We start from the raw sequence: 12,257 nt of genomic DNA, 5'->3' as shown, positions 1-12,257 counted from the left end.
TCCTTAATAGGATGGGCGCGCTTATCCTTGCGCACGACACCATTGGGCCGGGTCACTGGGGCGACCCTGCTGACGAATAGCGAAATACAGTGCTGGCGTATCCTGCCCGCCACTGTTACCGACCGTGGAGATGGACTCTCCGGCCTTGACCACGTCGCCCGCCGACTTGAGCAGCGTCTGGTTGTGGCCGTACAGGCTCAAGTAACCGTTGCCGTGATCGAGGATCACCAGCAGGCCGGCACCGCGCAACCAGTCGGCGAATACCACGCGCCCGCCATGCACGGCATGTACCTGGCTGCCGGCCGAGGCGCTGATCATTACCCCGTCCCACTTGGTGCGGGTGTCGTCGCCGCGGGTTTCACCGAAGCGCGCAAGCAATCGACCATTGACTGGCCATGGAAGTTTGCCTCGGGCTGAAGCAAAAGCGCCGCCAAAGGTTTCGCCGTCACTGGAAACCAGTGCGCCGGGGCTGGATTTTGCCGGTTTGCGCGGTGCATCGCCGGCATCCGCGTCGGCCTGGGCTTCACGCAAACGCTTTTTTTCGGCTTCCTGCTGGGCGATCAGCGCTTTCTGGCGCGCTTCTTCCGCCTCTCGGGCCTGGCGGGCCAGGGTCTCTTCGATGGTTTTCAACACATTGGCCAGTTCGGCCTGGTCCTGCTCGCGGGCCTTGAGCTTGCTGTCGCGGGCCTTCACGTCGTCATTGAGCTTGGCCAGGGCCACCTGGCGTTCCTTGCGAACCTTCTCGAGTTCTTCGCGCTGGGTGTCGAGGCTGCTTTTCTGCACCAGCAACTGGGCCTGCTGCAGCTCGATGTCTTTTTCGACATTGGCCAGCTGGCGCAAGGTTTCATTGAAACTCTTGAGTTGTTCCAGGCGTGCCTGGCTCAGGTAATCGTAATACGTGAGGGTCCGGGCGAATTTCTCGGGGTTTTGCTGGTTGAGCAGCAGCTTGAGGTATTCCTGGCGGCCGTTCTGGTAGGCGGCCCGGGCCTGGATGGCGATCAGCTTTTGCTGTTCAGTGCGTGCGCTCTGGAGTTTTTTTTTCTCTCCATCGAGCCGCTGCAGCTCGGATTCGCTTTTCTTCAGTTCCTTTTGCAGGGCGTCGACCTGCTTCTCCAGCTTGCCCATCTCGGTTTCAGTGCCGCGCAGGTCTTTCTGCACGCTGGATTTTTCTTCCTGCAACTTGCCCAGCAGCTTTTTCAGCTCGGCAATGTCCTGGCGCGTGGCTTCCAACTGCTGTTGGGTTTGCGCGCGCTCGTCGGCAAAGGCCGGTTGGAGCAAGCAGGTCAGAACGAGGGCTATCAGGACGCGAAGCATAGAGGCGGGCGACACCAGGGAAAGGGACGGCCTAGTATGCCCGGCCCACGCTGCAAAAAAAACGCCCATTTGGGGCTGTGTGATAACTGGCCCGAAAAACACCAAGAACCCATGTGGGAGCGAGCTTGCTCGCGATGGCGGTGCATCAGTCAACATCAAGGTTGGCTGATCCGGCGCTATCGCGAGCAAGCTCGCTCCCACAGGGTTTGCGGAATCAGACCAGGATCGAAGTGCCGGTCATTTCCGCCGGTTTCTCCATCCCCAGCAGCATCAGCATGGTCGGCGCCACGTCAGCCAGCACGCCACCTTCGCGAACCTTGAAGTCACGCTTGCCGACATAGATGAACGGCACCGGCTCGGTGGTGTGAGCGGTGTGGGCTTGGCCGGTGGATTCGTCGGACATCTGCTCGACGTTGCCGTGGTCGGCCGTGATCAGTGCTTCGCCGCCGACCTTTTCCAAGGCCTCGACGATGCGGCCAACGCAGGTGTCCAGGCATTCCACGGCCTTGACCGCCGCTTCGAATATGCCGCTGTGGCCCACCATGTCGCCGTTGGCGTAGTTGACCACGATCACGTCGTAACGCTGGTTTTCAATGGCGTCGACGATACGGTCGGTCACTTCCGGTGCGCTCATCTCCGGTTGCAGGTCGTAGGTGGCGACTTTCGGCGAAGGGATCAGGATGCGTTCTTCGCCCGGGAAGGGCTCTTCACGGCCACCGGAGAAAAAGAACGTCACGTGGGCGTACTTTTCGGTCTCGGCGATGCGCAGTTGGGTCTTGCCGTTTTTCGCCAGGTAGTCGCCCAGCACGTTTTCCAGGCTCCCGGCGGCGAAGGCCGAAGGCGCGGGAATGCTGGCGGCGTATTGGGTCAGCATCACGAAACCGGCCAGTTTTGGCTGGCGGGCACGCTCGAATTCCTTGAAATCGTCTTCGACGAACACGCGGGTCAGCTCGCGGGCGCGGTCGGCACGGAAGTTCATGAACACCACGGCATCGCCGTCTTCGACTTTCACTGGTTCGCCAATGGTGGTGGCCTTGACGAATTCATCGCTTTCGCCGCGCTCGTAGGCGGCTTGCAGGCCTTCCTGGGCGGTGGCGGCATTGAATTGGGCCTTGCCGTCGACGATCAGGTTGTAGGCCTGGGCCACGCGATCCCAACGGTTGTCACGGTCCATGGCGAAGTAGCGACCGACGAGGCTGGCGATGCGCCCCTTGCCAAGGGCCTGGAACGTTGCGTCCAGCAGCTCGATCGACGACGTGGCGCTTTTCGGCGGGGTGTCGCGGCCATCGAGGAACGCGTGCAGGTAGATCTTCTCGGCACCGCGCTTGGCAGCCAGTTCGGCCATGGCGACCAGGTGGTCCTGGTGGCTGTGCACGCCACCGTCGGACAGCAGGCCCATGAAGTGCACGGCCTTGCCGGCGGCCACGGCCTTATCCACCGCGGCGCAGATGGTCGGGTTTTCGAAGAAATCGCCGTCGCGGATCGATTTGGTCACGCGGGTGAAGTCCTGGTACACCACGCGGCCTGCGCCGAGGTTCATGTGGCCGACTTCGGAGTTGCCCATCTGCCCGTCCGGCAGGCCGACGTCCATGCCGCTGCCGGAGATCAGGCCGTTGGGCACGGTGGCCCACAGGCGGTCCAGCACAGGCTTGTTGGCCGAATACACGGCGTTGGATTCGTGGCTGTCACTGTGACCGAAGCCGTCGAGAATCATCAGGACCAAAGGTTTAGGCGTGGTAGTCATGGAATCCACTCGTGGCGGGTTAAAAGAAGACGATGGAAAAGGGACGGGCAGTTTAAAGGTAAGTTCCGGCGGCGTCACCGCCGGGCGGGGTTTGGCCGGCCTTGCGTGCTGTGTATACTGGCCGACATTTTAACGCCCTGGAACCTCCTTCGATGGTTGCTCACCTGATTCAATTTGCCACTAACCACTACATTCTCGTCGGTATCTTCGTCGTGCTGCTGGCGTTGCTGGTTGCCCACACGATGCAGGGCGGCGGTCGCAGCCTGAGCACTGGCGAGCTGACCGCACTGGTCAACAAGGATGCCGGCGTGGTGGTGGACATCCGCCCGAGCAAGGATTACGCCGCCGGTCACATTGTCGGGGCGGTGAACATTCCCCAGGACAAACTGATGGCGCGGATCGGCGAGCTGGAAAAACACAAGGCCAAGACGCTGATCCTGGTGGACGCACAAGGCCAGCACGCCGGCACCCACGCCCGTGAGCTGATGAAGTCCGGTTTCACCGCCGCCAAGCTGTCCGGCGGCGTTGCCAGCTGGAAAGCCGACAATCTGCCCCTGGTGAAGTGAAAATGCCCCACGTTGTTGTCTATTCCAGCGATTACTGCCCCTATTGCTCCAGAGCCAAGTTCCTGCTCCAGAACAAAGGCGTGGCCTTCGAGGAGATCAAGGTCGACGGCAAGCCGCAACTGCGCGCCGAAATGACCCAGAAGGCCGGGCGTTCGTCCGTGCCGCAGATCTGGATCGGCAGCACCCACGTGGGCGGTTGCGACGATCTGTATGCCCTGGAGCGCGCTGGCAAGCTCGACGCGCTGCTCAAGGCCTGAATTTCCCACTAAAGAACCTGAAAGTAAGAAGGATCTGCGATGACTGACCAACAGAACACAGCTGCCAGCGAAGAAGAAGCCGCACCGCAATTCTCCTTGCAGCGCATTTATGTACGTGACCTGTCCTTCGAAGCCCCGAAAAGCCCGGCGATCTTTCGCCAGCAGTGGGAGCCGAGCGTAGGCCTGGACCTGAACACCCGTCAGAAAGCCCTGGAAGATGACTTCCACGAAGTGGTGCTGACCTTGTCGGTCACCGTCAAGAACGGTGACGAAGTGGCGTTCATCGCTGAAGTGCAACAGGCCGGGATCTTCCTGATCAAGAACCTGGATGCCCCTTCGATGAGCCACACCCTGGGCGCGTTCTGCCCGAACATCCTGTTCCCTTACGCCCGGGAAACCCTGGACAGCCTGGTGACCCGCGGCTCGTTCCCGGCCCTGATGCTGGCGCCGGTGAACTTCGATGCCCTGTATGCGCAAGAACTGCAGCGCATGCAACAAGAAGGTGGCGCGACCGTTCAGTAAGCGTCCACTGCCAGGCATAGCGCTCGACGGCCAGGCACAAAACCTGTGGGAGCGAGCTTGCTCGCGATAGCAGTGCACCAGTCAACATTAAAGTCGGCTGATCCACCGCCATCGCGAGCAAGCTCGCTCCCACAGGTGTTTCTGGCTGACAGGAAAGGCTCAGGCGAACCCGTTCTGCCGCCACGCCTCATAAACCGCCACCGCCACGGTGTTGGACAGGTTCAGGCTGCGGCAGCCTTCGCGCATTGGCAGGCGCAGGCGTTGCCCGGCGGGCAGGGCGTCCAGTATGTCGGCCGGCAGGCCACGACTTTCCGGGCCGAACAGGAACGCATCACCGGCGACGAAGCTGGCGTCATGGAACGGCCGCGAACCCTTGGTGGTAAAGGCGAACAGACGCGGATGCCCGAGGCTTTCCAGACAACTGGCGAGGTCGGCGTGACGCTGCAAGGTGGCATACTCGTGATAGTCGAGGCCGGCTCGGCGCAGGCGCTTGTCGTCCATGTCGAAGCCCAGCGGTTCGATCAAATGCAGGTGGCAGCCGCTGTTGGCGCACAGCCTGATGACGTTGCCGGTATTCGGCGGAATTTCCGGTTGAAAAAGGATGACGTGAAACATGCACGGCTCCGCAGATAAAGATGAGCGGCATTCTACGCCGCAAACCGACCGACGTTCGAAGCTAATGCCTCGGGTGATGGGCTCTTTGGCGATTGTCGGCATGATGGTCGGGCTGATGATCGGGCGCCTGACCACGCCCGACCCGAGCGCCTTGCAACAGATCGAGGTGACAGACGGAACGCTGGTGGCCTGGTTCAACAACGAACCCAAGCTCCATGGAGAAATTGTCGACGGCTCAGTGGCGCTGCTGTTCCAGGCAGAAGGCCGGCCGCAGAAGGGCCAGCTCAAGCTCAACGGCAAGGATGTGAACTGGCGGGTGCGTTTGAGTGACGAGGGGTTGTTGCTGACGCTGGTGGCGGCGCGTCCATTGCGAGGGGAGTGGACCGGCAGCGAGGTGGATGATCGCTGGCGGCTGGAGGTCCGTCTCCAGGAGCAATAAAAGAGGGAATCCCCGGCCTGCCTGTACCAAGGTCCCCAAAACGGGAGGGCTCGCGCTAAGCGCATAGCCCTGGGTGTAAAGAAGGGAAACCTTGACCTGCCTGTATCAAGGCCCCCAAAACAGTGGGCTCGCTGAGCCCGGTATAAAATGGGGATTCCCCGGCCTGCCTGTACCAAGGTCCCCGAAACTGGGTAGTGATCTAGCTATTGCAGGGGGCGTGCCAGTTTTAAATTATTTGTCACAAAAAACGCTTTCTGTAACGCAAAAGCCCCGTATTCCGGGGCTTTTGCTTTTGTTTGTGTGGTTTTTTCGAGCTGGGCCGATTGGTTTTGGCGGGTGGTGCATGTGCAATTGCGGTTCGCAGTGCATTGATGCGGTGCATGAAGCCTTTAAAAGCATCGCGAGCAAGCTCGCTCCCACAGGATGGACCGCCCCCCAAAAAAAGTTGGACACCAATCTGACTTTTGGGGGCAGTCCAGGAATTGCATTTCCCTTGTGGGAGCGAGCTTGCTCGCGATTGGGCCTTCAAATTCAGCGAAGGGCTAAAGACCGATCAGCCCTCATCCCCGTCATCATCATCCCCACCATCGACCTTCATCCCCAATTCCTTGATCTTGCGGGTCAAGGTATTGCGGCCCCAGCCCAGCAGCACGGCGGCGTCGCGGCGGCGGCCGGCGGTGTGCTTGAGGGCGGTTTCGATCATGATCCGCTCGAAGGCCGGTACCGCGCTGTCCAACAGGCTCGACTGACCGCGGGCCAGGGCCTGGTCGGCCCACTGGCGCAGGGCTTGCTCCCAGTTAGTCACGGGGGCCGAATCCTGCGGCAGGCTCAGCAGTTCCGGCGGCAGGTCGCTGATGTGCACTTCGCGACCTGAGGCCATCACCGTTATCCAGCGGCAGGTGTTCTCCAACTGGCGCACGTTGCCGGGCCACGGCAGGTTCTTGAGGTATTCCTCGGTTTCGCTCTTGAGCAACTTGGGCTCGACCGCCAGTTCCTGGGCCGCGCGGCTGAGGAAGTGCCGGGCCAGGGTCGGGATGTCTTCGCGACGATCCGCCAGGCGCGGGATATGAATGCGGATGACGTTCAGGCGGTGGAACAAGTCCTCACGGAATTTGCCGGCGTGAACCAGGGTTTCCAGGTTCTGGTGGGTCGCGGCGATGATGCGCACGTCCACTTTCACCGGGGTATGGCCGCCGACCCGATAGAACTCGCCATCGGCCAGCACGCGCAGCAAGCGGGTCTGGGTGTCGGCCGGCATGTCGCCGATTTCATCGAGGAACAACGTGCCGCCATCGGCTTGCTCGAAGCGCCCGCGCCGCAGGTTGGCCGCGCCGGTGAAGGCGCCTTTTTCGTGGCCGAACAGCTCGGACTCCATCAAGTCCTTGGGAATGGCCGCCATGTTCAGCGCGATGAACGGCGACGCCGCCCGTGGGCTGTGGCGGTGCAGGGCGTGGGCCACCAGTTCCTTGCCGGTGCCCGACTCGCCGTTGATCAGCACAGTGATGTTGGAGTGGCTCAAGCGCCCGATGGCGCGAAAAACTTCCTGCATCGCCGGCGCTTCGCCGATGATTTCCGGGGTGCGGGCCAGGGCCGGCACCTCTTCCATACCCTGTTGTTCCTGGGCGTGCTGGTTGGCGCGCTTGACCAGCGATACGGCTTCGTCGACGTCAAATGGCTTGGGCAGGTATTCAAAAGCGCCGCCCTGATAGGACGCCACGGCGCTGTCCAGGTCGGAATGGGCGGTCATGATGATCACCGGCAGCCGCGGATGCTGCTCGCGAATCCGCGCCAACAGGTCCAGGCCGCTGGCGCCGGGCATGCGGATGTCGGAGATGATGACGTCCGGTTGCTGACGCGCCAGGCGACTCATCACCCCATCGGCGCTGTCGAAGCTCTGGGTGGTCATGCCTTCCTGTTGCAAGGCTTTTTCCAGGACCCAACGGATAGAACGGTCGTCATCGACGATCCACACGGTTTCACTACGGCTCATGTCGATGTGGCTCCTTGTTCCAGTGGCAGGAAGATCGAGAAAGTGGTGTGGCCGGGGTGGCTTTCACATTCGATCAAGCCCTGATGCTGACTGATGATGTTCTGGGTAATGGCCAGGCCCAGCCCGGTACCGTCCGGGCGGCCGCTGACCATGGGAAAAAAGATGGTTTCCTGCAGTTCGGCAGGGATGCCCGGGCCGTTGTCGATGATTTCGATCTTGGTCACCAGGCGATGGCGCACGTGGCCGATGGTGAACTGGCGCATGGCGCGGGTACGCAGGCTGATGCGACCCAGGCGCAGTTCGTTCTGGCTGCTGATGGCCTGCATCGCGTTGCGTACGATGTTCAGTACCGCCTGGATCATCTGCTCGCGGTCGATCAGGACGTCGGGAATGCTCGGGTCATAGTCGCGCACCAAAGTGATGCAACCCTGGCTTTCCGCTTCCACCAGGCTGCTGACGCGCTCAAGCACTTCATGGACGTTGCACATCGCCAGGGACGGCAGCTTGTTCGAGCCGAGCATGCGGTCCACCAGGTTCCGCAGGCGGTCGGCTTCCTCGATGATGACGTTGGTGTAGTCCTTGAGACTTTCTTCCGGCAGTTCGCGGGCGAGCAACTGTGCCGCGCCACGTATTCCGCCGAGAGGGTTCTTGATCTCGTGGGCCAGGCCGCGTACCAGCATCTTGCTGGTTTCCTGCTTGGACAACTGCGCCTCCTCCTTGGTGATGCGCAGCAAGCGATCACGTGGGTGGACTTCCAGCAGCAGCAAGGTGGCGCCGTTATTCAGGATCGGCGTGACCGCATAATCCACGGTCAGGGTCTGGCCGGTCAGGGCGGTGAGCATCGCCTCGCGCTTGGTGAACGGGTGCGCCTGCTCCACCGCTTGGCGCAGGGAATTGAGCGCTTCGGTGGATTCGGTGAACAACTCGCTGATGAACTGCCCGTGGCTGCGCTGGCCGCTGACGGCCAGGAGCATCTCCGCCGCCGGGTTCATGTACTCCAGACGCAGTTCGGCGTCCAGCAGGATGGTCGCGGTGGTGAGGTTGTCGAGCAGCAAGCGGTGTAGTGCGTCGCTAATGGTCATCAGGACCTCTTTTGGAGCGTAGCAACTCGGGACCGGTCCCAAATTGCGCGCGCGATTAATGCGCTGTCACAAGGAAAATGCAAAAACCAAACCAAGGCTCCGAAAAGAAGCGTTTAGAGCCTCAAAAGGGTGTTTTTCGCTCGCTTGCGTGGCGTTCTGCCAGCTTTTTCGGGTACTTTCGAACCAAAATGGGTGTTGGGGCTGGGTAGCGTGCAAGCTATTGCACCAATATAGTGCGATAGCCTGGGCGGCGTTAGAAGAACGGCAAGATGCTGCTTTTTTCTTCTTCAGGCTTTTCGGCGAGAGGGCACTCGGGGCGTTGACCGTAATCGGCCGTGGCACAGGGCTTGATGCGGCGCTTCTGCGCCAGGGACATGCGCTGCATGTGGAAGGGCTGGTTGGCGGTGCGTTCGACGATACGGTCCTGCTCGTCGAGGATTTCGACCGCCAGGTGATGAGTGCCTCGATCGATGTCGTTCAAGGCGAATACCGGGCTCGGTCCCGGCGCGCCCGTTGGTTTGCCGTCGAGCAACAGGCGGTAGCGGTGGCCTTTTTTCAGGCCCGGTTCGCTGGTCACACTGACGATCAATTCGCCTGCGGTGCTGCGTATCGTCGCGTCCGGCTCGGGAATCAACAGTCTGAGCATTTCGTAATGAAACAACGGTTCGGGCCGGGCTTGGGTCGCGGGCGCCGAGGCTGTACCCGTGGGCGGTGCCGGCATCCGGTTGCCAGGCGGCAGTGGGACTTTCTTTGCGTTGCCGGGGCGCGGCTGATCGGTGAACACGCGATTGCCCTGGGCATCGATGTAGGTGTAGATCTGCGCCACGCCGGGCATCGCCGTCAGCGCCAGGCCCAGCGCGAGCAGCCAGCGGATCATGGCTGGTGTACCCGTTGGACGGTGAAGGTGACGGTTTCGCTTTGCTGCACCAGGTTGTCGCCGTCGATGACTTGAACCGCCAGGCTGTGCTCGCCCCGGTCGATATTCACCAATTGCAGGCGCGGCACGTTGCTCGGCTGGCCGTAGGGCTGGCCGTCCAGCAGCAGTTGGAACAGATGCGGGCTGCGCAGGCGCGGTTGAGCGTGCACACCAACGGTGAAGGTGCCGTTGTTGGCGCGCAGGGCCTCGTCGTTGGGGATGTCGGTCAGTTCCAGGGTTTCGTAGGCATCGCGCGGCTTTTCGCTGTTGGCGGGAGGCGTCGGTGTGCCCGGGCTGGCCGGAGACTGGCGTTCGATGCTGTTGAGCGGTGGCAAATCCACCGTCTGGGCCGGGACGCCTTGGGGCGGCTGGTTGCTGTAGGCGGTATTGCCTTCGGCGTCGGTGTACTTGTAGATCTGCGCGACGGCGGGCAGTGCCAGCAGCGACAACAGGATGATTGAAAAACCGCGCCCCATAAAATCGACCGAAAACTGAAAGTGTTGAGTTGCAGCATAGGTCAGGGGAGAGGGTTGGCCCAAGTTGTTATGTGTTGGGCCATGACCTGTCCTGTGGGTGCGAGCTTGCTCGCGATGAGGCCGGCACATCCAGCATCCCTGTGCCTGACACTCCGCCATCGCGAGCAAGCTCGCTCCCACAGGGGGAGGGGGTGCTGACTTAAGCTTTTGGGGAGATACACAACTCTGCGGTCGCGCGGATCAGGGCGAGCCGGTGCACCGGGTGCTGCTTGTTGTGGTGGGTGGCACGGGCCAGCCATTGCGGGCACTGCGGATCGGTGCGGTAGGGGGCGAAGTCGGCCAGTTGTTGCAGCAGGCGTTTTTGCAGGCGATCGAGCTGCGGGCGGATCTGCCCCACCAGGTCCGGGCGCGGGAGGTCCGGGGCCTTGCCGTCCAGGGCCCAGTCGGACAAGTTGATGTACTGCACCATTTTGTTGGCTTCTATCTGGGCGGCAAAAAACGCTTCCACGGTTTCGCCGCTCAGTTTGTAGGCCGGTGCCTGGGCGACGGCGGCGGCGATGACTTCACGCTCGCGCTGACGGTCCTCTACGGGTTTGCCACTGTCCCATTTACTCAGCGCCACTTGATCGGCGATGGCCAGGCGTTCGCCAATGGCGTTAAGCAGCGGGGTCAGGGCCTCGGGGGCGGGAGTCGAGGCGGCTGCGGCGGTGGAGGCCAGCAGCGCGGCAGACAGGGCAAGGCAGAGCTTGAAGCGCAAGGTCATGGGCAGTCTCGTCTTCTAGGGGGAGCGACGGGGCATCATGCACGTAACCGGCGCCCATAAAAAAGGCCTCCCGAAGGAGGCCTCTCTTTGTTTCACGCCGTACATGACGGCGCTACCGGATCAGCAGCTGTAGTACAGCTCATATTCCAGTGGGTGTACGAAGGTGCGAACCTTGATTTCTTCTTCGCTTTTCAGCGCGATGTAAGCGTCGATGAAGTCATCGCTGAATACGCCGCCTTTGGTCAGGAACGCACGGCCCTTGTCCAGCTCTTCCAGGGCTTCTTTCAGGCTGCCACACACCTGTGGGATTTCCTTGGCCTCTTCAGGCGGCAGGTCATACAGGTTTTTGTCAGCGGCATCGCCAGGGTGGATCTTGTTCTGGATACCGTCCAGGCCAGCCATCATCAGTGCAGCGAAGGCCAGGTACGGGTTGGCAGCCGGATCCGGGAAGCGTGCTTCGATACGGCGGGCTTTAGGGCTGTTCACGTAAGGAATACGGATCGAGGCGGAACGGTTGCGAGCCGAGTAGGCCAGCATGACCGGTGCTTCGAAGCCTGGTACCAGACGCTTGTAGGAGTTGGTCGACGGGTTGGTGAAGCCGTTCAGGGCCTTACCGTGTTTGATGATGCCGCCGATGAAGTACAGGGCGGTGTCCGACAGGCCGGCATAGCCTTCGCCTGCGAAGGTGTTCTTGCCGTCCTTGGAGATCGACATGTGAACGTGCATGCCCGAACCGTTGTCGCCGTACAGAGGCTTCGGCATGAAGGTCGCGGTGCGGCCGTAAGCGTCAGCAACGTTGTGTACGCAGTACTTCAGGGTCTGGACTTCGTCAGCCTTCTTGACCAGCGTGTTGAATTTCACGCCGATTTCGTTCTGGCCGGCAGTCGCCACTTCGTGGTGGTGAACTTCGACGGTCTGGCCCATCTCTTCCAGTGCGTTGCACATGGAGGTACGGATTTCGTGGTCGTGGTCGAACGGTGGAACCGGGAAGTAGCCGCCTTTGATGCCTGGACGGTGGCCTTTGTTGCCGCCTTCCACGTCCTGGTCGGACATCCACGAGCCTTGCTCGGAGAAGATCTTGAACATGGAGCCGGAGATGTCGGACTTGAACTTGACCGAGTCGAAGATGAAGAACTCAGGCTCAGGGCCGAAGAAAGCAGTGTCGCCGATACCGGTGGACTTCAGGTATTCCTCGGCGCGGTGGGCGATGGCGCGTGGGTCGCGGTCATAGCCTTGCATGGTCGAAGGTTCGATGATGTCGCAGACCAGGATCAGGGTCGGCTCTTCGGTGAACGGGTCCAGGACGGCGGTTTCGTCGTCCGGCATCAGGATCATGTCGGAGGCTTCGATGCCCTTCCAGCCAGAGATGGAGGAGCCGTCGAACATTTTCCCGATTTCAAAGAATTCGTCGTCCATCGCATCACGGGCCGGCATGGTCACGTGATGTTGAGTACCTTTGGTGTCAGTGAAGCGCAGATCAATCCACTTGACGTCATGATCTTTGATGAGTTGAACCGACTTCGACATATGTCCTCCGGGTGGCTTCGGGCGGGTAGTGGAGTGCCCTTAGATA

13 protein-coding genes are annotated in these 12,257 nt (G+C 61.2%); 4 read left to right on the top strand and 9 right to left on the bottom strand.

Going from position 1 to position 12,257, the window contains the following annotated elements:
• Positions 1–21 precede the first annotated feature (21 nt).
• Both BM321_RS13415 and gpmI read right to left on the bottom strand, forming a co-directional pair.
• The gene (locus BM321_RS13415; RefSeq protein ID WP_060739609.1) at positions 22–1,314 is read right to left on the bottom strand and encodes a murein hydrolase activator EnvC family protein; all 1,293 of its coding nucleotides are present in this window, start codon (positions 1,312–1,314) and stop codon (positions 22–24) included.
• Between the two features lie 214 nt (positions 1,315–1,528).
• Positions 1,529–3,058 carry a 2,3-bisphosphoglycerate-independent phosphoglycerate mutase gene (gpmI, locus tag BM321_RS13410; protein WP_092201163.1) on the bottom strand — a complete coding sequence of 510 codons (1,530 nt, stop codon included), beginning with the start codon at positions 3,056–3,058 and terminating at the stop codon, positions 1,529–1,531.
• 152 nt (positions 3,059–3,210) lie between these two features.
• Between gpmI and BM321_RS13405 the strand changes: the two genes are divergently transcribed.
• From BM321_RS13405 to secB, 3 genes are read left to right on the top strand one after another with little or no spacing between them, the layout of a single operon-like run.
• Positions 3,211–3,624 (top strand): rhodanese-like domain-containing protein, encoded by a 414-nt coding sequence (locus BM321_RS13405; RefSeq protein WP_092201161.1) that lies wholly within the window; start codon positions 3,211–3,213, stop codon positions 3,622–3,624.
• A 2-nt stretch (positions 3,625–3,626) separates the two neighbouring features.
• Entirely contained in the window at positions 3,627–3,881 is a 255-nt protein-coding gene (grxC, locus tag BM321_RS13400) for a glutaredoxin 3 (protein WP_092333608.1), read from the top strand.
• 39 nt (positions 3,882–3,920) lie between these two features.
• On the top strand, positions 3,921–4,403 hold the full coding sequence (gene secB / locus BM321_RS13395) for a protein-export chaperone SecB (RefSeq protein WP_060739605.1): 483 nt from the start codon (positions 3,921–3,923) through the stop codon (positions 4,401–4,403).
• Positions 4,404–4,562: 159 nt separating this feature from the next.
• On the opposite strand, the gene BM321_RS13385 is transcribed toward secB, so the two are convergent.
• Positions 4,563–5,018: a tRNA (cytidine(34)-2'-O)-methyltransferase gene (locus BM321_RS13385; RefSeq protein WP_092442819.1), complete on the bottom strand. Its 456-nt coding sequence runs from the start codon at positions 5,016–5,018 to the stop codon at positions 4,563–4,565.
• On the opposite strand from BM321_RS13385, the gene BM321_RS13380 reads away from it, so the two are divergent.
• Positions 5,017–5,457: a hypothetical protein gene (locus BM321_RS13380; RefSeq protein ID WP_092442818.1), complete on the top strand. Its 441-nt coding sequence runs from the start codon at positions 5,017–5,019 to the stop codon at positions 5,455–5,457. The genes BM321_RS13385 and BM321_RS13380 overlap by 2 nt on opposite strands.
• Positions 5,458–6,010: 553 nt before the next feature.
• Here BM321_RS13380 and ntrC read toward each other — a convergent pair.
• From ntrC to glnA, 6 genes are all read right to left on the bottom strand, one after another.
• A complete protein-coding gene (gene ntrC / locus BM321_RS13375; protein ID WP_060739603.1) occupies positions 6,011–7,447 on the bottom strand; it encodes a nitrogen regulation protein NR(I) in 1,437 nt (478 codons plus the stop codon).
• On the bottom strand, positions 7,444–8,529 hold the full coding sequence (gene glnL / locus BM321_RS13370; protein ID WP_014336111.1) for a nitrogen regulation protein NR(II): 1,086 nt from the start codon (positions 8,527–8,529) through the stop codon (positions 7,444–7,446). The genes ntrC and glnL overlap by 4 nt, the downstream gene beginning before the upstream one ends.
• Positions 8,530–8,782: 253 nt before the next feature.
• Complete coding sequence (locus BM321_RS13365) at positions 8,783–9,406, bottom strand: DUF4124 domain-containing protein (RefSeq protein ID WP_092442817.1); 624 nt, start codon at positions 9,404–9,406, stop codon at positions 8,783–8,785.
• Entirely contained in the window at positions 9,403–9,921 is a 519-nt protein-coding gene (locus BM321_RS13360; protein ID WP_092442816.1) for a DUF4124 domain-containing protein, read from the bottom strand. Before BM321_RS13360 ends, BM321_RS13365 begins: the two co-directional genes overlap by 4 nt.
• 199 nt (positions 9,922–10,120) lie before the next feature.
• Positions 10,121–10,684: a chorismate mutase gene (locus tag BM321_RS13355; protein WP_092442815.1), complete on the bottom strand. Its 564-nt coding sequence runs from the start codon at positions 10,682–10,684 to the stop codon at positions 10,121–10,123.
• A gap of 120 nt (positions 10,685–10,804) precedes the next feature.
• Positions 10,805–12,211, bottom strand: a complete 1,407-nt coding sequence (gene glnA / locus BM321_RS13350; RefSeq protein WP_092253219.1) for a type I glutamate--ammonia ligase — start codon at positions 12,209–12,211, stop codon at positions 10,805–10,807.
• Positions 12,212–12,257 lie beyond the last annotated feature (46 nt).

Source organism: Pseudomonas sp. NFIX10 (genome assembly GCF_900111955.1).
GTDB lineage: Bacteria > Pseudomonadota > Gammaproteobacteria > Pseudomonadales > Pseudomonadaceae > Aquipseudomonas > Aquipseudomonas fluorescens_AA.
The sequence above is the reverse complement of the archived record's forward strand: the minus strand, read 5'-3'. Positions and strand labels throughout refer to the sequence as shown.